Here is a 19,559-nt window from a genome sequence, read left to right on the forward strand (position 1 = left end):
GTTGAACTCAACGGGGGATTATCGATGTCTAGATCCAAAATGCTGGTCGGTCTGACGGCCATGCTGCTGGCCACGACGGCCAATGCCGGTGCTGCCGAAACCTTTAACCGCATTGCCAGCTTTGACGTGGCGCAGAACGCGCCGGATGCTGCGGTAACCTCCTCGGAAATCATTGCGGCCACCGATGACGGCATGATGCTGATCTATTCGGATAGCCCTGCTGGCGGCATTGGCTTTGTCGACATCACCGACGCCAAGGCGCCCAAGCCTGCCGGCTTCATGGCGCTGGATGGCGAGCCCACTTCGGTGACCATTGTTGGCAACAAGGCCTATGTCGGCGTCAATACGTCGGAAAGCTACACCATGCCTTCGGGCAAGCTGGTGGTGGTTGATATCGCCAGCCAGTCGGTCGAGGCCGAATATGATCTGGGCGGACAACCGGATTCCGTGGCGCACAACGCCGCCGGCACGCTGATCGCCGTGGCCATTGAGAATGAGCGTGACGAGGATCTCGGCGATGGCGGCCTGCCGCAGATGCCCGCCGGTTTTGTCGTGATGTTCGATATCGCCGCCAAAACCGTGACCAAGGTAGAGGTTACGGGGTTGGCCGAGATTGGCGGGGAAGACCCCGAGCCCGAATTTGTCGACTTCAACGACAATGACGAAATCGTTCTGACGATGCAGGAAAACAATGCCATCGTCATCATCGACGGCCAGACGGGCGCGGTCACAGTGCATTTCTCCGCTGGTACGGTGAGCCTGGATCGCATCGATACCAAGGCTGATGGCGCATACGCTTTCACTGGCTCGGCGACTGACCTGCCGCGCGAGCCCGACGCGGTGCAGTGGCTTGATAACGACCGGTTCGTGATCGCCAATGAAGGCGACTGGAATGGCGGCAGCCGCGGCTTCTCCATCCTCAATCGTGCCGGCGAGGTACTGTTCGATAGCGGCGCTGACCTTGAACACTATGCGGCGCGCGTCGGCCACTACCCTGACAAGCGCGCCGGTAAGAAGGGCGTTGAGCCAGAAGGGCTGGAGGTCGGCCGCTTTGGCGAGAACACCTATATCTTCGTTACGGAAGAACGCTCTTCGCTGATCGCTGTTTATAGGGATACGGGCGCCGCGCCTGAATTCGTGCAGGTGCTGCCATCGGGGATTTCACCCGAGGGTCTGGTGGCCATTCCGCAGCGCAATCTGCTGGCGACCGCCAATGAGGTTGATCTGCGCGAAGAGGGCGGCGTGGGCTCTCATGTGATGGTGTATGAACTGGCCGAAGGCGTAGCCCAGTATCCGCAGCTGATCGCCGATCTGGACGCTGAGGGACTGCCCATTGGCTGGTCGGCGATTTCTGGCGCCGTCGCCGACGCCGAAAAACCGGGCATGCTCTATGCCGTCAGCGACAGCTTTGTCAGTGCTGCGCCGGCGATCTACGCCATCGATGCGACCGCCATGCCGGCCCGCATTACCGGCAAGACCCTTGTGACGCGTGGTGGCGAAACCGCCCAGAAGCTGGATCTTGAAGGTATTGCCTTGGACGGCGAAGGCGGGTTCTGGCTGGCTTCGGAAGGGCGCACGGACCGTTTGATCCCACACGCGCTTTATCATGTCGACGCCGATGGCGAGATCGAAGAGGAGGTCGCCTTTCCCGCTGAACTGCTGGCCCAGGAGATCCGCTTTGGCGCCGAAGGCATCACCAGCACTGGTCGCGGCGATGACATGACCCTGTGGATCGCCATGCAGCGCGAATGGCAGGATGATGCCCCAGGCATGGTCAAGCTGGTCAGTTACAAGCCGGCTTCGGGCGAATGGGGTGCCGTTCACTATCCGCTGGAGACCCCGGCTGATGGCACCTGGAACGGGCTGTCGGAAATCGTGGCGCACGGCGAGTTCGTCTATATCGTCGAGCGCGACAACCAGATCGGCGCCAAGGCCCAGCTCAAGGCATTGTATCGCGTATCACTGGCCGAAATGGTCGCGGCGCCACTGGGCGGCGAATTGCCGGTGGTCAGCAAGGAGTTGGTGCGTGACTTCGTGCCGGATCTGATGGCAGGCAACGGCTACGTGCTGGACAAGGTCGAGAGCTTTGCCATCGACGCGGCCGGCAATGGCTTTGTGATCACCGATAATGACGGCGTGGACGACAGCTCCGGCGAGACCATGTTCTGGTCCATCGGCGCGCTCTAGCACGCATCGCAGATATGTTGCGGTCGGCCAGTCCTGCGGGGCTGGCCGATCGTCGTTTCGGCGCATGCAGGCCATAATTGTTGGCCAGGCATTCAAGAGTGGGGATTCTGGCGTGTATTCAACGCAGTGTCGGGGTTGCGCGGGCGCTTGTCTTGCCTACACTCTGGCGCATTAATTCGGATGACCCACGCGCTGTGCTGAACCGCATCTACATCGTTGTTGGCATGCTGGCGATCATCGTGCTCGGTGGCGCGTTCATCGCGCCATATCTGATCCAGTGGGGAGATTATCGCACCCGCATGGAAGAGCTGGCGACCGGGGTGCTGGGCACGCCCGTGACCATCCGCGGTGATATCGCCTTTGCCCTGTTACCGCAGCCCCGGCTGAGCTTTACCGATGTGCTGGTGGGGTCGCCCGAGGAGCCCGCAGCCACAGTCGACAGCGTCGAAGCCGAATTCTCGCTGATGGATTTTCTGCGCGACAATTACGATCTGACGCGATTGGTGCTGCGCGGCCCGGTCATTGATTTCAGCATTGATGAAAACGGGCTGTTCGGCAGCGGCGTCAACGTCAATACGGCCGGTGGCGGTGTTGCCCTTGGCCAAGCCAGCATTGTCGATGGCACGATCCGGCTGATGGACCGCCGGGCCGATCAGAACTTTGTCGCCGATGACGTTGACGGGGATCTGCGCCTGTCGAGCTTTACGGGGCCGTTCCAGTTCCAGGGTAGTGGGGTGTTTCGCAGCGAACGCTACACCTTCCGGCTCAATTCATCGCAGCTCGACGCAGCGGGACACTCGCGGCTTTCGGCCTTCGTGCAGCCTGATAGCGGGCGCTTTTCCTTTGCCAGCGAAGGGCTGCTGACGCCGGGCATCGCACCGCGGTTTGACGGGGCGATGACCTATCGCGAAACCCCGGTGCTGGCCGAGCGCGCCGACGATATTCGCGGCGATCTGGTGCTGGAAAGCAAGATGACGGCGTCCACGGACCGGGTCGTGCTGACCGGCTATACGCTGCAGCCCGATGAAAACCGTGCCGGAACGCGCCTGACTGGTGCGGCCAGTATTCAACTGGGCGCGCGGCAGAGTTTTGATGCGGTGGTCTCAGGCGGGGTGTTTTCGTTGCCGCCGCGCGATGCCAAGGAAGACCCCGATACCAAGCCCTATGAAGCTGTGCGGCTGCTGGCCGAACTGCCAGCGCCGCTCATTCCGTCGATGCCCGGACGCATTGGCCTTGACCTGGCGGAGGTCGGATTGCGCGGCTTCGCGCTGCGCAATGTGCGTCTGGATGCGAGCACGGATGGCGAGTTGTGGACGGTCGAGCAGTTTGTGGCGCAACTTCCCGGCGATACGGCCGTACGGGCCAGTGGCGCGTTGCGGCGTGAAACCAGCTATCCCGCGTTTCGCGGGCAGTTCAGCATAAGCAGTGCGCGGCTTGATGGGCTGGCCCATCTCTGGCGCAAGCCGGGCGAAGATAATGCGCTGTTCAATCAGGCGGGCGTGCTGACAGGCAATGTGATGCTGACGGGCGATGCCTTGCGGGTCAGCGAAGGCCAGTTGACGCTCAATGCAGTGTCGCACGCGGTCGAGCTGCGGGTTGGCTTTGGCGAAGAAAAGCGGCTCGATGTGGTGGGGCATTTTGCCGGATTGGGCGTTCAGGGCAGCACGGTTCTGGGGGCTTTGTTGCCGGATGGAATGGCCGAGCCGGGCTTTGGCATCAGCTTTCCCGAGGGCAGTTTTTCACTGACGGCGCAGAAGGCGCGGGTGCTTGGTTATGACGGCAGGGCAATGGTCGCCGAGGGCCAGTGGGACGCGCGCTCGATCAGTTTTGCGCGGCTATCGGCGGACGATTGGGGCGGGCTGGGGTTGGATGTGACCGCCACTGCGGCGGGTAGTCTTGCCCAGCCAACGGTTTCCGGCTCGGGGCGGCTGAGCATTGCGCGTGCCGATGCGCCAGGTTTGGCTGGACTTTATGATCTTTTCTCGGTGCCTGCGGACTGGCGTGCTGCTCTGGCGGCGTCCGCGCCCTTGGAGGTGCTGATTGATCTTGAGGCAGGGGATCGCGACGGCGCCCAGATTCTGACGCTGGGGGGAACGTTGGGGGCTGCCGATCTTGACCTGCGTGCGGAACTGGAGGGTGGCCTTGTCGGGCTGCGCACTGCACCACTGCGGCTGACGGCGACGTTGGAAACCGACGATTCTGTCGCTCTGAGCGCTCAATTGGGGCTGGGTGATGCGCCTCCATTTGAAAATGACGACATGCTGGTCAGCCTTGGGCTGGAAGGGTCGCCGAGCAATAGTCTCGACAGCCGCATCAATCTCAGTTCAGGCGATGAAGCCCTGGGTTTTGCGGGCTATCTTGTGGCGACCGATAGTGGCGAAGTGCAGGGCACCGGCACGCTTGACGTCACGCTGGCTGATGCGGGCGGTCTGGCGCGCATCATTGGCGCGCCGGGCCTGAGCTTGCCGCATGCACAGGCCAGCGCAGCGTTCCATTTTGAGGGTGGTCGATTGGTGCGGCTGGCCGAGATCGAAGGCCGCTCGGGCGATGTGGCTTTTTCCGGCGTGCTGTCGTTCGACCGGGCGCGAGACGCTGCCAATGTCACAGGCGCGGTGGCGATCGATACTGTTTCGGTTGAAGGGCTGGCAGCGACACTTTTTGGTCGGACCGGCATGATCGGTGCCAATGGTGGCTGGCCACAGGGTCCGATCGGTATTGGCGATCAGGCCCGGGCGACGCGCGGCACCATTGCGGTGACGGCCAATGGCCTGGCGGCAGGTGGTGTCGAGCGGTTGGGTGCCACGGGTTTTGATCTGGTGTGGGACGAAACCCGGGTGCGGCTGGCCCGGTTCGAAGCGGCAATTGGGGCGGGCACCGCCAAGCTGGATATTTCGGTATGCTGCGCCGGACCGCTGGCCGAAAAGACCGTGAGTGGGCGCCTTAGCCTGACCGACGCCGCGATCGAAGCGCTGGCGCCGCCCGCCGTGGCGCGGGCGCTGGCGGGGCGTGTTGCTGGTGGCGTGCAGTTCAACGGCACCGGCGCGAGCATTGCCGAGTTGATCGGCACCCTGGCGGGTGAAGGCAATTTCACGCTGGCCGATTTTGCTGTGACGCAATTGTCGCCCGCCGTCTTCGAGACCCTGGCCGGGCTCGATGACGTGCTCAACTTGGATGGCGATGCGCTGCGTGCCATTATGGGGCTGGCGCTGGGGCAGGGGCGCTTTGTGGCTCCCAACGCAGCAGGGGCTTTCAGCATTGCCGGCGGCGTGATGCGGCTGAACAATTTCATCGTTGATGGCGATGGCGCGCGTCTGGCGGGCGACCTCAATCTGGACATCGGCACATTGGGGCTGGGCGGCGACTTTTCCCTGACCCCGGTAGGCTTTGACGCCGCTGACAGCCTGATTGTGCCCGATACGGCGCGGATTTTCACCCGCCTGGGCGGCACGCTTCTGGCACCAGAGACCCGGCTGGATCTCGATGAGATGGTGGCGGCCATTCAGGTGCGCGCCAATGAGCTGGAAGTGGATCGGCTCGAGGCCCTGCGTGCAGCGGATGCTGCGCGCCAGCGCGAAGCAGCCGAAGCGCGCAATGCGTTGATCGAAGCCCAGCGCCAGCGGGCTGCTGAGGAAGCGGCGCGTGTGGCAGCCGAAGAAGCAGCACGTCAGGCCGAGGAGGAAGCGGCGCAGCAGGCGATAGAGGCCGAAGCGTTGCGGCAGCAGCCGGTGCAACCGGCGCAACCGGCGCCGAGTGAGACCCAGATATTTGAGGGGCCGCTCAGCCTGGAGCTGCCGCCGGCCGTCAATGAGCGCAATAACTTCAGGGTCAATGAGCCGCTGTTCTAAGACTCAGGACGTGGCATTGCCGACTTTTGCCTGGTACCAGCGCAGCACGGCCAGCCGCGCCGCCGAGGACAGATTGTCCGTCTGCCGGTCGGCGTCGATGCTGCAAATCAGAGCGGTCATGGTCTGCCCGGATTCCGCCGCCATCTGCTCCAGCGCGGCCCAGAACTGGGGTTCCAGCGCTATCGAGGTGCGGTGGCCGGAGATGGACAGACTACGCTTGTCCATCGCTGGTAATCAGGGCTTTTTGCGGAATGCGTCGAGGCTGACGACTTTTTCGCCGGACTTCTCGCCATCGGCGTCTGTGGTCTCTTCGCCGTCGCCGGCTGCCGTCTCGACGGCCTTGTCATCGTCACCTTCGACTTCATCAGCGCCCGGTGCGGTCTGCGGATCGAACTGCAGGCCGAACTGCACGGATGGGTCAAAGAAGCCTTTGACCGCCGAGAACGGGATTACCAGGGTCTCTGGGATGCCATCAAAGGACAGGCCGACCTCAAAACCGGTCTCGGTGACCTTGAGGTCCCAATACTGGTTCTGGATAACGATGGTCATTTCCTTTTCGTACTGACCAAGCAGCTTTTCGCTCAGGCGCACACCCGGTGCGCGGGTCATGAAGGAGATGAAAAAATGATGCTCGCCTGGCAAGCCGGTCTTGGCGACTTCAGCCAGTACCTTGCGCACGACGCCGCGCAGGGCTTCCTGAGCGAGAATATCGTAGCGCATGTGGTCTTCGGCCATGGTCACCCTTCCGGTGCTGAGAGATAGAATCCCGAACGGCCCATATCAGCCCTACGTTCCATGAGATTTCAAGGATTAAAGGTACTGGGTGCCCAGCAATCGAAAAATGAAAGTGCAGGCTTCTGTTGCCAGGTGCCTGCGAACCCCGCCTGTCACCCGGCTAGGGGTGGAGGACTTAATTTCCCAATGCTAGCACTGCTTACGCAGCGAGAGCGACTGGAGCCTTATTGTTGTCATTTGCAACTATAAGTTTTAGACCGATAACGGCGGTACCCAACCGAGCAAAAGCACACCCTTTACACCCTCGTCGATCCTGTTTCGCCCCCATTGGCTGCCCGCCTGAACGGGTAGATGGTGGAGGCGCCGGGTACTGCCCCCGGGTCCGAATGGTTTATTACGATGACAATTTATCGCCATAGCTCTTGCGAGCAGTTCCTATATAGGCCTGCCGCCGACCGGATGCAAATGGCGCTGGGTCACTTTTCTGTCGGATAGGCGTGTTCCAGACGCAAGCCGCGCGCTGTATTGGGCGCAAAGCCGGGCCAGTCCTGTTCGCCGAATGGCTCGGCGCTCTGGGTGACATCAAGATAGCGACGCTGGGACGGGTCGTCCCTGAGGTGAGTGTCGAGAAACGCCGTGGCGAAATGCTGGGCGATATTGTTCATGCGCTGCGTCGACCAAACGGCATCGGCGTAGTGGCCGAATGGGCTATCGGGGACGGCGCCAGTCTGGCTCTCGATCGGTGCGGGCATTGGCGCGGCCGCATTATGTCCGGCATTGTCAAAGGTGAGCAGATAACGCTCGGCGTTGACGGCAGACTGATAGAGAGTGCGCACGCCCGGATCATAACCCGACACCTGATCCAGACTGCCGGCCATGAACAGGGTCGGGATGGTGATGCCGGTCAGCCCCCGTGCGTCCCAGAAGCCGGCATTGAAGCCCCATGGGCCAATGGCAATTATGGCCTTGAGGCGCGGATCGCGTTGCGCATCATAGGTAGGTGTGCCCGCCTGCAGCGCCGCCAGATTGCCGCCAGCCGGGGCGAAGCCCAATTGGGTGCTGGTATCGCTGACACCTGCGCCGGCGCTGATCAGGGCGCCGTAGCCCCCCATGGAATAGCCAATGATCGCCGTGCGGTCGGGATCGACGATGGCGTTTAGAAAGCTGGCAGGATCGGCCGCCTCGTCGGCGATTGCATCGAGCACAAACAGCTGATCCGGTGAGCGGTGCATCAGCGTACTGGCAAAACCCAACTGGTTGTCATAGGTGCTCTCGAAGTGATCAATGGCCGCGACAACATAGCCTTTTGAGGCCAGATGCTCGCCGAAATGGCTGAGCAGGAAACGGTTACCGGGATAGCCGTGCGAGACAATGACCAATGGTGCGGCAGGCCGGCCCTGTAGCGGGGCAGCATCGCGCACCGCCTGTCCTTCCAGCGCTATGCGGGTAACACCGTCCACAAGTGGCACATCGGTATAGGTGGTGCCCGGTTGCTGGCCCTGCAGGTCTGCGGGGTACCAGATTTCAAGCACGAGGGGACGGTCGTAGAGCGGCGCGTCGCTGCCAGCTCCATTGAGCACATCCAGGCGATCCGGGCTGGTCACGGTCAAGGTACGCACGCCGACACTGTGGGGGCCGCGGAGGGCCAGTTCGGGGGCATCGGGAAGCACCGTATCGATGCGGTTGGCCTGTGCCATGACAACTCCACCCAGGGCACACCAAACCAGTGCCACGATCAAAACTCTCATCCTGTCCTCCCTAGACCGGCCATGCCGTTCGCGCCAGCCCAGCGGGCTTATCGTACTGGCATGACTGATTGTTGACGCGGTTGCAGCGCAGTCTGATGCGCGGGCCAAACTCGGTATAGAGTGCCCCGGCGCAATTCTTGGTGAGGCGGACATGGCGAATATGGGTACGGACCGGCTGGCCCGGGCAGCGGAGCGGTTTCTGGGCAAGGGTGAGACGGCGCTGGATGAGCGGGAGCGGCGCGTCCTGCAAACGGCGATCGGTCGCCGTGCGCTGTCGGAGGACACGAGCGAAGTATTCGACGAAGGCTCCAGTTTCGGCGAAAGACTGGCCGACGGGGTTGCCGCCTTTGGCGGATCCTGGACATTTCTGATCGGCTTCGGGCTGGCCATTTTTGGCTGGGTACTGTGCAATCTGCTGCTGCGGGGCGTAGCACCGGACCCATACCCGTTCATCTTTCTCAACCTGCTGCTGTCCATGCTGGCCGCGGTGCAGGCGCCGGTGATCATGATGAGCCAGAACCGACAGGCCTCCAAGGACCGGTTGGTGACCAGCCATGATTATGAGTGCAACCTCAAGGCGGAAATCGAGATCATGGGACTGCATGAAAAGGTCGACCGCATGCGCGACGACGATCTCAAGCAATTGCTGATCAAGCAGCAGGAACAGATCGATCTGTTGATGCGACTGGTTCAGGCGCGCGCGGGGGACGCGCAGGTGCCCGAATCGCCGTAATAGAAGAGCCATGCAGCCCTATCTAAAGCTACTCGCCCACATTCTCGAAAACGGGGCCGACAAGTCTGATCGCACCGGTACCGGTGCGCGCAGCGTGTTCGGCTATCAGATGCGCTTTGATCTGGGGCAGGGCTTTCCGCTGCTCACCACCAAGAAGCTGCACCTGAAATCGATCATTTATGAGCTGCTGTGGTTCATTCGTGGCGAGACCAATGTGCGCTGGCTGCAGGAGCGTGGCGTCAAGATCTGGGACGAATGGGCTGACGAAAATGGCGATCTCGGGCCAGTCTATGGCTCGCAATGGCGCAGCTGGCCAGCACCGGACGGCCGCAAAATCGACCAGCTCGCCCAGGTCGTTGAATCGATCCGGAGCAATCCGAATTCACGTCGGCATATCGTCTCCGCCTGGAACCCGGCAGAGGTCGACAACATGGCGCTGCCGCCATGCCATTGCCTGTTCCAGTTTTATGTCGCCAACGGCAAACTGAGCTGCCAGCTCTATCAGCGTTCGGCCGATACGTTTCTGGGTGTCCCGTTCAACATCGCTTCCTATGCGCTGCTGACCCATATGGTTGCGCAGGTGGCCGGGCTAGAGGTGGGCGATTTTGTGCATACCCTTGGCGATGCGCATCTTTATTCGAACCATTTCGAACAGGCGCAATTGCAGCTGACGCGCGAACCACGGCCGCTGCCGACGCTGGTGATCAATCCCAATGTGACGCGGCTGGAAGACTTCGCGTTCGAGGATTTCGCCTTTGAAGGCTATGATCCGCACCCGAGCATCAAGGCGCCGATCTCCGTCTAGACGCCTCGTGACCAAGGTCATGGCCCAGAGTCCGGTTCTTGGTGCAAGTGTCTGATACATATCGATGTTTGGGAGGAAGGTCATGCGATCATTGCGCGTTGTGGGGCTGCTACTGGCGACGATGCTGCCGGCATTGGGCAATGATACGTCAGCGGTGCTGACGACGGGCGGTCTGGAATTCGTGACCAATGCTGACATCGTGATGGCCAGTGAAGAGCTGTTCATCTCTGTCGACGAAATCCGGGTGGTCTATCAGTTCCGCAATGATGGGGCCAAAGACCAGAGCGTGCTGGTCGCGTTCCCGATGCCCGATATCGTGCCGTTGGTCTATTCGCCCGTCGCGTTTCCAACCGGGCCTGATGACAATCTGTTTGACTTCAGGACCACGCTGGACGGTCGGCCGGTGGATGCCACCCTGTATGAATATGTCTTTGCCCATGGGGTGGATCGTACCAAGTTGCTGCGTCAACTGGGCCTGCCGCTGGTGCCCATCAGTGAAGCCGCCAGTGCGGCGAGCGCGGCGCTCGACGAGGAAACCCGGGACAAGCTTTTGCATTACGGCCTGCTGACGCCAGACAAATATGATGTCGGCCAGGGTATGGAAATGCATTACTGGCCTGCATGTACCTACAAGGCGACGTACACTTGGGAGGCGCTGTTTCCGGCAGGCCAGACAGTTGAGGTCATTCACACCTATACGCCCAGCGTTGGCGGCACTGTGGGCGTGAGCTTTCTGGGTGAAGCCTATGATGATTATGACCCGGCGCGGGAGTATGCTGAGCGCTATTGCACGGATGAGAGTTTTCTCAGCGGGGTGCGCAAGACGCTGCGCGATCCCAATGATCCCTGGTCGGCGCCATTCACCGAAAGCTGGATTTCCTATATTCTGACCACCGGCAGCAATTGGGCCGGCAACGGCATTGAGCGGTTCCGGCTGGTCATCGATAAGGGTGATCCGAACAACCTTGTTTCCTTTTGCGGAGAGGGTGTCACCAAGATCGGGCCGACCACCTTCGAGATGGTCAAGGAGAATTTCTGGCCAGAGCAGGAACTTAACGTGCTCATTCTCAATCGCATGCCGGACAGCCAATGACCCTGACGATACGAACGGCCAAAGCCGATGACGCCGCTCAGATCGTGTCGTTCATCGATGCACTGGCGGCCTATGAAAAACTCAGCCACGAGGCCAAGGCGAGCGAGGTCGATATCGTCCGCGACCTGTTTGGTGCGGATCCCAAGGTGTTCTGCGAGATCGCCGAATGGGGTGGCAAGCCGGTAGGCTTTGCGCTGTGGTTCTATACCTATTCGACATTCCAGGGGCGACACGGCATCTGGCTGGAGGACCTCTATGTCGATCCCGAAATGCGCGGTAACGGCGTCGGCAAGGCATTGTTGCAGCATTTGGCACAGCGTTGCGTCAATGAGAGTCTCGGGCGGTTTGAGTGGTGGGTACTGAACTGGAACACGCCCTCAATCGAGTTCTACAAAGCGCAGGGTGGTGTGATGCAGGATGAGTGGACCAAGGTGCGGGTCGAAGGTGCCGAACTCGCAGAGCTGGGGGGCAAGATGAGCGTGCGTATCGCGATGATTGCAGCGGTGGCGGATAATGGGGTGATCGGCAGCGACCAGACCATTCCCTGGCGCATTCCCTCCGATTTTGCCTGGTTCAAACGCACCACGCTGGGCAAGCCGATGATCATGGGCCGCAAGCAATATGAAACGGTGGGCAAGCCACTGCCGGGGCGGACCAATATCGTGGTCACGCGGCAGCAGGGGTACCAGCCTGATGGCGTGGAAGTGGTCGCAAACCTGGATGAAGCGCTCGATCTGGCGCGGCAAATCGTCAAGCGCGACGATGTTGACGAGATTATGATCATTGGCGGCGGCGAGATATATCGGCAGATGATGGAGCGGGCTGACCGGCTCTATATTTCCCAGATTGCGCTCGAACCAGCCGGAAACGTGGTGTTTCCGGAGATAGATCCGGCAGTGTGGGTTGTGGTGGACGAGCCCGAAGTAATGCCCAATCCCAAGGATGAGGCCAGCTACCGCGTCAAAGTGTACGAGCGGCGTTTACCCGCTGCGCATTGATCGCGCCGAGGCCTTACCTATATAAGGCTGCAATGAAACGACACAATATCCGAAAGGGACGCGATGCCGTGGGAGAATAACGGAGGCGGGGGTGGCCGCAATACTGGCGGCCCCTGGGGGCAGGCACCTGGTGGTGGCGGTGGCGGTGGTCCACGTCGGCCAGGCGGCGGTAATACGCCCAATCTCGAGGACATTCTCAATCGTGGCCGCGACCAGTTCAAGGGCGGTGTGCCCGGTGGTCGCTGGGCGTTGGTCGGTGGCGTGCTGGCGCTGGTGGCCTTTTGGGGCCTGAATTCGATCTATACGGTCGAAGAAGCCGAGGTCGGCGTGGAATTCCGGTTCGGTGCACCCAAACAGGAGCTGTCGACCGCTGGGTTGCATTTCCACCTTTGGCCGGTCGAGACGGTTGAGAAGGTCAATACCTCTCAGAACCAGACATCGATCGGATCAGCCACTGGTGCGGGTGCCCGCGCCAATGCCGATGACGGGCTGATGCTTTCTGGTGACCAGAACATCGTGGACGTCCGCTTTGCCGTGCTGTGGTCTGTCGGTAATCCAATCGACTATCTGATCAATGTCCGTGATCCCGAAGAGATGGTGCGCAATGCCGCCGAAAGCGCGATGCGCGAGGTCGTTGGTCGCCGTCCGGCTCAGGACATTTTCCGTGACGACCGCGCCGGTGTTGCGATCGAAGTGCAAGACATCACTCAGGCTATTCTGGACTCATACAGCATGGGTGTCAGCGTCAGTCAGATTTCGATCGAAAACGCCGCGCCGCCTGCTGAAGTGGCCGACGCCTTCAATGAAGTGCAGCGTGCCGAGCAGGATGAAGACCGCCTGCAGGAAGAAGCCCGTTCCTACGCCAACACCCTGCTGGGTGATGCACGTGGTCGTGCTGCCGCTCTTCGCGAAGATGCTGCCGCTTACACCAACCGCGTGGTGCAGGAAGCAACCGGTGAAGCCCAGCGCTTCAATGCCGTCTATGCTGAATACGTCAACGCGCCGGACGTGACGCGCAAGCGTCTGTTCCTTGAGACCATGGAACAGGTTCTGGGCGGTTCGGAAAAGGTGCTGATCGAGAACGGGGCCAATGGTTCGGGCGTCGTGCCCTACCTGCCGCTTCCCGAACTGCGCTCGGGCGCTACCAACACCAGCGCGACGGGGAACTAAGCCATGAGCAATCGTCTAATCATTATTGGCGCGGTTCTTGTTGCTGCGCTCTACGTCCTGTTCTCGTCGGTCTATGTGGTCAACGAGCGTGAGCAGGCCATCGTCATGCGCTTTGGCCAGATCACCGATGTGCGCAGTGAGCCGGGTCTGTACTTCAAGATTCCGACTGACATCGTGGATAGTGTTCAGGTCATCGAAGATCGCCTGCTCCGCCAGGATATCGCCGACATGACCGTGCAGGTTTCCGGTGGTGCGTTCTACGAAGTGGACGCGTTCCTGACCTATCGGATCACTGATCCGGTTCTGTTCCGTCAGCGCGCCCTTGGCCAGCTTTCGGTGGCTCAGGATCGTATCGCAACGCGGTTCGACGCTGCCCTTCGCCAGGTCTACGGTCTGCGCGAATTCAACGCGGCGCTATCTGAACAGCGGTCGCAGATGATGGCTGAGGCCCGTGACCTGATCCGACCAGAAATGGCCGGGCTCGGTATCGAGATCGTTGATGTGCGTATTCTGCGTACCGATCTTGCCGAGGAAGTCAGCGAGCGTACCTATGAGCGCATGCGTGCTGAACGTCTTGCCGAAGCGGCTCTGCTGCGGGCGCGTGGTCAGGAGCAGGCACAGAGCCTGCGGGCTATCGCGGATCGTCAGGCCGTGGAAATCGTGGCGGCTGCCACGCGTGATGCGGAAATCATTCGTGGTACGGGTGACGCCGAGCGCAACCGCATCTTTGCGGCGGCGTATGGTCAGGACGCGGAATTCTTCGAGTTCTACCGTTCGATGGAATCCTATCGGACTGCCCTGACCGGCACTGGCACCACAATGGTGCTGTCGCCTGACAGTGCGTTCTTCCGCTACTTTGGTTCGGACGGCGAAATTCCGGCTGCATCAACCAATCCGGCACGGCCAATCCAGCCGCTGGCCGCGCCGATCACTGCGCCAAATCCGGATGAGCCAGCCCTTGATGGTCTGGGCATTGAAGAGACCGTGGCCCCATCGATCACGCTCGACGATGGCTCGGAACTCTCGCCAACCGTTGGCACCGAGGTGCCGGCAGCGATTGAAGAAGCCCCCGCTCAGTAAGAGCGGATAGCGAGCAGACATAGAAAAACCCGGCGCAAGTGACTGTGCCGGGTTTTTGTTTGGGCTTACCTGGCCTTTGCTAGCGGACGATGTCCTCGTCGGTATAGCCCTGCAAATAGAGCAGGGCGGTCAGGTCGCCGTGATCAATGCGGATGCCTGCCTCAGCAGCAACCGCGGGCTTGGCATGCAGGGCCACGCCAAAGCCGGCGATCCTGATCATGTCCAGATCGTTGGCGCCATCACCGACAGCGATAGTACGGTCGAGCGGCACATTGCGCTCCTGGGACAGGGCGATCAGACGTTCGCGCTTGGTGGATTTATCGACAATGGGTTTGGTGACGGTGCCGGTCAGCCGGTCGCCGTCAAATTCGAGCACGTTGGCCACGGCCTCATCAAAGCCGATACGCTTGGCGAAGAAGTCGGCAAAGAAAGTGAAGCCTCCGGACACCAGAGCGGTATAGGCACCATAGGCCTTCATGGTCTGGATCAGGGCACGGCCGCCAGGGGCCAGGGTGATCTGTTCGCGGCGCACTTCCTCGATCACCTTGCGCTCGAGGCCCTTGAGCAGAGCCACGCGGGTGTCCAGGGCGGCGGCGAAATCGAGTTCGCCGCGCATGGCCCGATCGGTGATTTCGGCGACCTGTTCCTTGAGCCCGAGTGCGGCGGCCAGTTCATCGATGCATTCCTCGTTGATCATGGTGGAGTCCATGTCAGCGATGAGCAACGGCTTGCGGCGCCCCTGGCTGGGCACCAGATTGGCGTCCACCTTGGCCTCACCAATGACCTGACGGGCCAGGGTCAGGGCGTCAGGCGACTTGGGGTCGATGATTTCGCAGGCAATGGCGTGGTCGAGCCAGTTGAGTTCACCGCCGATTTCCTGCACCACTGCGGCGGCCAGAGCCGGGTCTAGTTCTGAATCGGTTGGATTGGCGATGAGGCATAATACTGGCATGAAATTTACTCTGGGAGGAAATGCGTGACGGGCCGCAGACGCGCCGTTCTGATAGCGGGTCCGACTGCCAGCGGCAAGTCGGCGCTGGCGCTTGCCATGGCGCAGGCGCAGGGCGGGGTGATCGTCAATGCCGATTCCATGCAGGTTTATGACACGCTGCGCGTGGTGACGGCGCGGCCGAGCGTCGATGATGAGGCGCAGACCGACCATCGGCTCTATGGCGTGGTACCCGCGGCAACGCGGTTCTCGACCGGCCAGTGGCTGACAGCAGTGGGTGCTGTGATCGCCGACAGTGGCGAGGCCCCGCTGATTTTTGTCGGTGGCACGGGGCTGTATTTCGATGCCTTGCTCAATGGTTTTGCGGACATTCCCGAGGTTGCGCCGGAGATTACCGCGCAGGTGCAGGACGAGGTGACTGCGCTGGACGGTACCCAGCGGCTCGCCTTGTTGCGGCAGGAAGATCCCGAGGCGGCCGCACGGCTCAAGGTGGCTGATCCGCAGCGACTGACCCGTGCGCTGGCCGTCAAACGGGCCACTGGCCGGACATTGTCGAGTTTTCAGGACGACAAGCAGATGGGGGTGCTGGAGGGGTTCGATATCGAGCGCATGGTGCTTGATCCCGACCGCGATGTGCTGCGTCAGCGGATTGCCAGGCGCTTTGCTGCCATGTTCAACGGCGGTGCCGTCGAAGAGGTCAAGGCCTTGCGGGCGCTTGATCTGGACCCCGGTCTGCCGGTGATGAAGGCCATTGGCGTGCGCGAGATCGGCGATTGGCTCGACGGCGCCAGCGAACCCGATGACGCCATTACGCTGGCGACGATTGCAACGCACCAATATGCCAAGCGTCAGCGGACCTGGTTCCGTAACCGGTTCGGCGACTGGCCCCGCCGGGCGCTGGTCTAGCCCAGCCCGGCCATCAGACCGAGCCGCTTACGCATGGCGAAGCGGGCGACCAGCACCACGGCAACAATGCCCAGTCCTGCAGCCAGTCCCAGCCAGATGCCGACGCCACGCCAATCAAGCACAAGCCCGAGCACATAGGCGATCGGCAGGCCAATGAACCAGTAGCCGAGAATGGCCATGATCATGGGCACCTTGGTATCGCTGAGCCCGCGCAGGGCATGGGCGGCAACAACCTGGGCGCCATCGACGATCTGGAAGAAACCGGCAACCACCAGAAAGGTCGCGGCAAGCCCCAGCGCATTGGCGTTGGCGGGCGAGCGTGGATCAAGGAACCACGACACGATCAGCGGCCCTGCCGTCAGAAAGAGGATGCAGGTCAGGGTCATGAAGCCGGTCCCCAGCGCAAAGGCGGTCCAGCCGGCCTTGCGTACGCCTTCGGCGTCCTTGCGGCCATAGGCGACGCCGACCCGCACTGTGGCCGCAGTGCCAAGGCCCAGCGGTACCATGAAGGCCATGGAAGCGCATTGCAGCGCAACGGCGTGCGCGGCAATCTCATCGGTTCCCAGCAGGCCCATCAGCAATGCGGCGGCGGTGAACAGGCCCACTTCGGACAGTACGGTCAGACCAATCGGGGTGCCGATGCGGAAGATTTCGCGGAAGCGCGGCCAGTCTGGCTTCCAGAAACGGATCATGATGTTGAAGCGCTTGAAACGACGATGGCGCAGCACATAGGTCAGCATCAGGCCGAACATCAGCAGATTGGTCAGAACCGTTGCCACCGCAGAGCCCCGCAGTTCGAGGCGCGGGAAGCCGAAATTGCCAAAGATCAGGGCATAATTGACGAGGGCATTGAACAGCACGCCACCGATGGTGATCAACAGGATGATGCGTGTGGAATCAAAGGCCGAAAGCAGCGAGCGCAGTGCAATAATTGCCAGCGCCGGGAACAGCATCCACACGCCGATCTGGATGTATTGTTCGGCCATCAGGGTGGTGTCAGGGTTCTGGCCCAATGCTGCAAAGATGGGTTTGATCTGCCAGAGAATGGGCACGAGCAGGGCGGCGATCACGATGGACGCCCACATGCCCTGCCGCACGACACGGCGAACTGCCTTGATGTCGCGCGCGCCACGCGCCTGAGCGACCAGCGGCGCAACGGCGCCGACAATGCCCATCCCCCACAAGGAAGGGCATCAGGAAGGTGCTGGCGAGCGTGCCGGCGGCGAGGAATTCAGGGCCAAGCCAGCCGGTCATGATGACATCGGTTGTGGTCAAGGCGTTCTGGGCCAGTTGGGCAATGACCAGTGGCCAGGCAAGTGTGAAGGTTGCGCGCAGTTCCGCCGCCCAGGTCGAGGCCCGTGGCACGGCTGGGGGTGGTGCAATCGGCGTAACCGTAACTTGCTCAATCATAAAGAAATGTCCTACTCGCAATGCCTGCTCTAGCTCAAAGCCGGGGTGGGCGGAAGAGGCGGGCCCACCGCCAGACGGGAGCCGAACGATGGATGCGAAGAACGAGACTGGTGTGCGTGTGTTGCTGATTGCGGCAGGACTGATCGGGATAAGTGGCGTGATGGCGGCCGCTGCTGCCTCCCATGCCGGGGAGTCGCGCAATCTGGCGGCTATCGCCGCGATCTGCCTGTCGCATGGTCCGGCGCTCCTGGCTCTGGGTCTGCTGGGGCAGGGTCGTGTTCTGCAGAGTGCCGGCTGGTTGCTGGCGGGCGGTACACTGGTGTTTGCCGTGGATCTGGGCGTGCGCGAATGGATTGGGCATGGCGTGTTCCCCGGCGCAGCGCCCTTGGGCGGTGTGGCAATGATCCTGGGCTGGATATGCATCAGCCTTGCCGGTGCACAGCGCATCCGGTTGGCATCTAAATAAAATCCGACTGGAACCATCCGCTGACCGGCGCATTATGGACTTCGAGATCTTCTGGAGGGTTCCATGCATAAAATTCTGATCCTAGCCGCTACCGTTCTTTCTCTCGCAGCTTGCACGACCACGCAGCAGGGTGCCGCTGTCGGCGCCGGTGCTGGTGCCGTTGTGGGTGCTGTTACGACAGGCAATGTTGTTGGTACGGCCGTTGGTGCTGGTATCGGTGGCGTGGTCGGCGCTGCAGCAGGCAATCTGCTCGGCAAGCGTCAGGGCTACGACAACCAGTGCGTGTACGAACGCGCCAATGGTACACGCTACTATGACGTCTGCCCCAAGGGCTAAATCTAACGGCAGCATCGCCCCATGCTGCTGAGCGCCACACTGGCGCTTTGCACCCGGTCTTGGAGTAAATCCGGGGCCGGGTGTTTTTTGATCAGAGTGAAACGCCTTGAATTTATTGCAGATAGCCGCCATATTTTGGGTCTACGACACTGTCTCGCGCTATCTGATCGACCGGTTTCGGCCGGGAACTTGGCTATCTCCTGATCTGTGAATCGTTAGGCCGGGCCTGACTTTGGGTCCGTTTTCAACCCTTAGCCGCCCCACAGCGGCGACCACTTGTAAGGACTAAGTTCCATGGCTGCCATCACCGGTACCGTAAAATTCTTCAACACAACCAAGGGCTTCGGCTTCATTTCGCCTGAAAATGGCGAAAAAGACGCATTTGTCCACATTTCGGCTGTCCAGCGTTCGGGCCTGCAGGGCCTGTATGAAGGTGACAAGGTCACCTATGAGCTTGAGACCGGCCGTGACGGCAAAGAGTCGGCAACGAACCTGACCCTGCTTAGCTAATTTCGGTTGCAGTGATTTATGGAAGGGCCCTTCACGGGGCCCTTTTTTGTGGGCGCCTGGTGGCAGAAAGCTTGGCCTGCGATAGCGATGTGTTATGTGACAGGAAAAGGCTGCTCAGCCAAAAGGACGTCGATGTTCAAGAATTTCCTGCGCAATTGGAGCCCCAAGGTTGAAACGCCGGCCGAGTACCGTCAGGCGGGCGCCTTGCCCTATGCCTTGATCGATGGACGGCTGAGCGTTTTGCTGATCACCTCGCGCCGTAATGGCCGCTGGATATTTCCAAAGGGGGCGATCGAACCCAACATGTCGCCCAGCGAAAGTGCGGCCATGGAAGCACTCGAAGAAGCTGGGGTTGTCGGCAAGATCGAGGATACCCCGATCGGTAGCTATCGCACCGGATCGGATATCGACGGTTCGGCTCTGGTGGATGTCGAGATCTATCCCATGCTGGTCGAGACCCAGCTCGATACCTGGAAGGAACAGGATCAGCGGCTTCGGCACTGGGCCGTTATGTCCGAGGCTCAGCGCCTGCTGGTTGATCCGGCCCTGCGCCGCATCGCGAAGTCGCTCGTCAGGCGGCTGGGCTGA

18 protein-coding genes and 1 other RNA gene are annotated in these 19,559 nt (G+C 61.1%); 13 read left to right on the top strand and 6 right to left on the bottom strand.

Annotated elements, in window-relative coordinates; all coding sequences use genetic code 11:
- The first annotated feature begins 24 nt into the window (after positions 1-24).
- Both AC0L37_RS05485 and AC0L37_RS05490 read left to right on the top strand, forming a co-directional pair.
- On the top strand, positions 25-2,187 hold the full coding sequence (locus AC0L37_RS05485; RefSeq protein WP_282221767.1) for an esterase-like activity of phytase family protein: 2,163 nt from the start codon (positions 25-27) through the stop codon (positions 2,185-2,187).
- A 152-nt stretch (positions 2,188-2,339) separates the two neighbouring features.
- A complete protein-coding gene (locus AC0L37_RS05490; protein ID WP_282221766.1) occupies positions 2,340-6,032 on the top strand; it encodes an AsmA family protein in 3,693 nt (1,230 codons plus the stop codon).
- A 3-nt stretch (positions 6,033-6,035) separates the two neighbouring features.
- On the opposite strand, the gene AC0L37_RS05495 is transcribed toward AC0L37_RS05490, so the two are convergent.
- The 4 genes from AC0L37_RS05495 to AC0L37_RS05510 all read right to left on the bottom strand — a co-directional run bounded on the left by AC0L37_RS05495 (position 6,036) and on the right by AC0L37_RS05510 (position 8,464).
- A complete protein-coding gene (locus AC0L37_RS05495) occupies positions 6,036-6,257 on the bottom strand; it encodes a ribbon-helix-helix domain-containing protein (RefSeq protein WP_269369185.1) in 222 nt (73 codons plus the stop codon).
- 9 nt (positions 6,258-6,266) lie between these two features.
- On the bottom strand, positions 6,267-6,767 hold the full coding sequence (locus AC0L37_RS05500; RefSeq protein ID WP_212657414.1) for an SspB family protein: 501 nt from the start codon (positions 6,765-6,767) through the stop codon (positions 6,267-6,269).
- A gap of 111 nt (positions 6,768-6,878) precedes the next feature.
- Positions 6,879-7,236: a transfer-messenger RNA gene (ssrA, locus tag AC0L37_RS05505) on the bottom strand.
- Positions 7,237-7,243: 7 nt separating this feature from the next.
- The gene (locus AC0L37_RS05510) at positions 7,244-8,464 is read right to left on the bottom strand and encodes an alpha/beta hydrolase family protein (protein ID WP_282221765.1); all 1,221 of its coding nucleotides are present in this window, start codon (positions 8,462-8,464) and stop codon (positions 7,244-7,246) included.
- A gap of 202 nt (positions 8,465-8,666) precedes the next feature.
- On the opposite strand from AC0L37_RS05510, the gene AC0L37_RS05515 reads away from it, so the two are divergent.
- The 6 genes from AC0L37_RS05515 (at position 8,667) to hflC (ending at position 14,394) form a co-directional block, all read left to right on the top strand.
- Positions 8,667-9,248, top strand: coding sequence for a DUF1003 domain-containing protein (locus tag AC0L37_RS05515; RefSeq protein ID WP_282221764.1), 582 nt, complete (start codon positions 8,667-8,669; stop codon positions 9,246-9,248).
- Positions 9,249-9,258: 10 nt separating this feature from the next.
- Complete coding sequence (locus AC0L37_RS05520; protein ID WP_282221763.1) at positions 9,259-10,053, top strand: thymidylate synthase; 795 nt, start codon at positions 9,259-9,261, stop codon at positions 10,051-10,053.
- Between the two features lie 82 nt (positions 10,054-10,135).
- Positions 10,136-11,146, top strand: a complete 1,011-nt coding sequence (locus AC0L37_RS05525) for a DUF4424 domain-containing protein (protein ID WP_282221762.1) — start codon at positions 10,136-10,138, stop codon at positions 11,144-11,146.
- Positions 11,143-12,144 (top strand): dihydrofolate reductase, encoded by a 1,002-nt coding sequence (locus AC0L37_RS05530; RefSeq protein WP_348984710.1) that lies wholly within the window; start codon positions 11,143-11,145, stop codon positions 12,142-12,144. The genes AC0L37_RS05525 and AC0L37_RS05530 overlap by 4 nt, the downstream gene beginning before the upstream one ends.
- A gap of 63 nt (positions 12,145-12,207) precedes the next feature.
- Positions 12,208-13,314, top strand: a complete 1,107-nt coding sequence (hflK, locus tag AC0L37_RS05535) for an FtsH protease activity modulator HflK (protein ID WP_212657421.1) — start codon at positions 12,208-12,210, stop codon at positions 13,312-13,314.
- Between the two features lie 3 nt (positions 13,315-13,317).
- A complete protein-coding gene (gene hflC / locus AC0L37_RS05540; protein WP_212657422.1) occupies positions 13,318-14,394 on the top strand; it encodes a protease modulator HflC in 1,077 nt (358 codons plus the stop codon).
- Between the two features lie 79 nt (positions 14,395-14,473).
- Here the strand turns inward: hflC and serB are convergent, their stop codons facing one another.
- Positions 14,474-15,346, bottom strand: coding sequence for a phosphoserine phosphatase SerB (serB, locus tag AC0L37_RS05545; RefSeq protein WP_282221761.1), 873 nt, complete (start codon positions 15,344-15,346; stop codon positions 14,474-14,476).
- A gap of 24 nt (positions 15,347-15,370) precedes the next feature.
- On the opposite strand from serB, the gene miaA reads away from it, so the two are divergent.
- Positions 15,371-16,249 carry a tRNA (adenosine(37)-N6)-dimethylallyltransferase MiaA gene (gene miaA, locus AC0L37_RS05550; protein WP_282221760.1) on the top strand — a complete coding sequence of 293 codons (879 nt, stop codon included), beginning with the start codon at positions 15,371-15,373 and terminating at the stop codon, positions 16,247-16,249.
- On the opposite strand, the gene AC0L37_RS05555 is transcribed toward miaA, so the two are convergent.
- Positions 16,246-17,424, bottom strand: a complete 1,179-nt coding sequence (locus AC0L37_RS05555; protein ID WP_282221759.1) for an MATE family efflux transporter — start codon at positions 17,422-17,424, stop codon at positions 16,246-16,248. The genes miaA and AC0L37_RS05555 overlap by 4 nt on opposite strands.
- Before the next feature lie 323 nt (positions 17,425-17,747).
- Here AC0L37_RS05555 and AC0L37_RS05560 point away from each other — a divergent pair, with 323 nt between their 5' ends.
- The 4 genes from AC0L37_RS05560 to AC0L37_RS05575 all read left to right on the top strand — a co-directional run bounded on the left by AC0L37_RS05560 (position 17,748) and on the right by AC0L37_RS05575 (position 19,559).
- Positions 17,748-18,125, top strand: a complete 378-nt coding sequence (locus AC0L37_RS05560) for a DUF423 domain-containing protein (RefSeq protein WP_282221758.1) — start codon at positions 17,748-17,750, stop codon at positions 18,123-18,125.
- 63 nt (positions 18,126-18,188) lie between these two features.
- The gene (locus AC0L37_RS05565) at positions 18,189-18,461 is read left to right on the top strand and encodes a YMGG-like glycine zipper-containing protein (protein ID WP_212657427.1); all 273 of its coding nucleotides are present in this window, start codon (positions 18,189-18,191) and stop codon (positions 18,459-18,461) included.
- A gap of 294 nt (positions 18,462-18,755) precedes the next feature.
- Positions 18,756-18,971, top strand: coding sequence for a cold-shock protein (locus AC0L37_RS05570; protein WP_212657428.1), 216 nt, complete (start codon positions 18,756-18,758; stop codon positions 18,969-18,971).
- Positions 18,972-19,103: 132 nt separating this feature from the next.
- Positions 19,104-19,559 (top strand): NUDIX hydrolase, encoded by a 456-nt coding sequence (locus tag AC0L37_RS05575; RefSeq protein WP_282221757.1) that lies wholly within the window; start codon positions 19,104-19,106, stop codon positions 19,557-19,559.

Source organism: Devosia sp. J2-20 (genome assembly GCF_055808475.1).

Coding starts and splice junctions, on each gene's coding strand:
- AC0L37_RS05485 (WP_282221767.1), top strand. CDS start 25: ATGTCTAGATCCAAAATGCTGGTCGGTCTGACGGCCATGCTGCTGGCC.
- AC0L37_RS05495 (WP_269369185.1), bottom strand. CDS start 6,257: ATGGACAAGCGTAGTCTGTCCATCTCCGGCCACCGCACCTCGATAGCG.
- AC0L37_RS05500 (WP_212657414.1), bottom strand. CDS start 6,767: ATGGCCGAAGACCACATGCGCTACGATATTCTCGCTCAGGAAGCCCTG.
- AC0L37_RS05510 (WP_282221765.1), bottom strand. CDS start 8,464: ATGGCACAGGCCAACCGCATCGATACGGTGCTTCCCGATGCCCCCGAA.
- AC0L37_RS05515 (WP_282221764.1), top strand. CDS start 8,667: ATGGCGAATATGGGTACGGACCGGCTGGCCCGGGCAGCGGAGCGGTTT.
- AC0L37_RS05520 (WP_282221763.1), top strand. CDS start 9,259: ATGCAGCCCTATCTAAAGCTACTCGCCCACATTCTCGAAAACGGGGCC.
- AC0L37_RS05525 (WP_282221762.1), top strand. CDS start 10,136: ATGCGATCATTGCGCGTTGTGGGGCTGCTACTGGCGACGATGCTGCCG.
- AC0L37_RS05530 (WP_348984710.1), top strand. CDS start 11,143: ATGACCCTGACGATACGAACGGCCAAAGCCGATGACGCCGCTCAGATC.
- hflK (WP_212657421.1), top strand. CDS start 12,208: ATGCCGTGGGAGAATAACGGAGGCGGGGGTGGCCGCAATACTGGCGGC.
- hflC (WP_212657422.1), top strand. CDS start 13,318: ATGAGCAATCGTCTAATCATTATTGGCGCGGTTCTTGTTGCTGCGCTC.
- serB (WP_282221761.1), bottom strand. CDS start 15,346: ATGCCAGTATTATGCCTCATCGCCAATCCAACCGATTCAGAACTAGAC.
- AC0L37_RS05555 (WP_282221759.1), bottom strand. CDS start 17,424: ATGGGCATTGTCGGCGCCGTTGCGCCGCTGGTCGCTCAGGCGCGTGGC.
- AC0L37_RS05560 (WP_282221758.1), top strand. CDS start 17,748: ATGGATGCGAAGAACGAGACTGGTGTGCGTGTGTTGCTGATTGCGGCA.
- AC0L37_RS05565 (WP_212657427.1), top strand. CDS start 18,189: ATGCATAAAATTCTGATCCTAGCCGCTACCGTTCTTTCTCTCGCAGCT.
- AC0L37_RS05570 (WP_212657428.1), top strand. CDS start 18,756: ATGGCTGCCATCACCGGTACCGTAAAATTCTTCAACACAACCAAGGGC.
- AC0L37_RS05575 (WP_282221757.1), top strand. CDS start 19,104: ATGTTCAAGAATTTCCTGCGCAATTGGAGCCCCAAGGTTGAAACGCCG.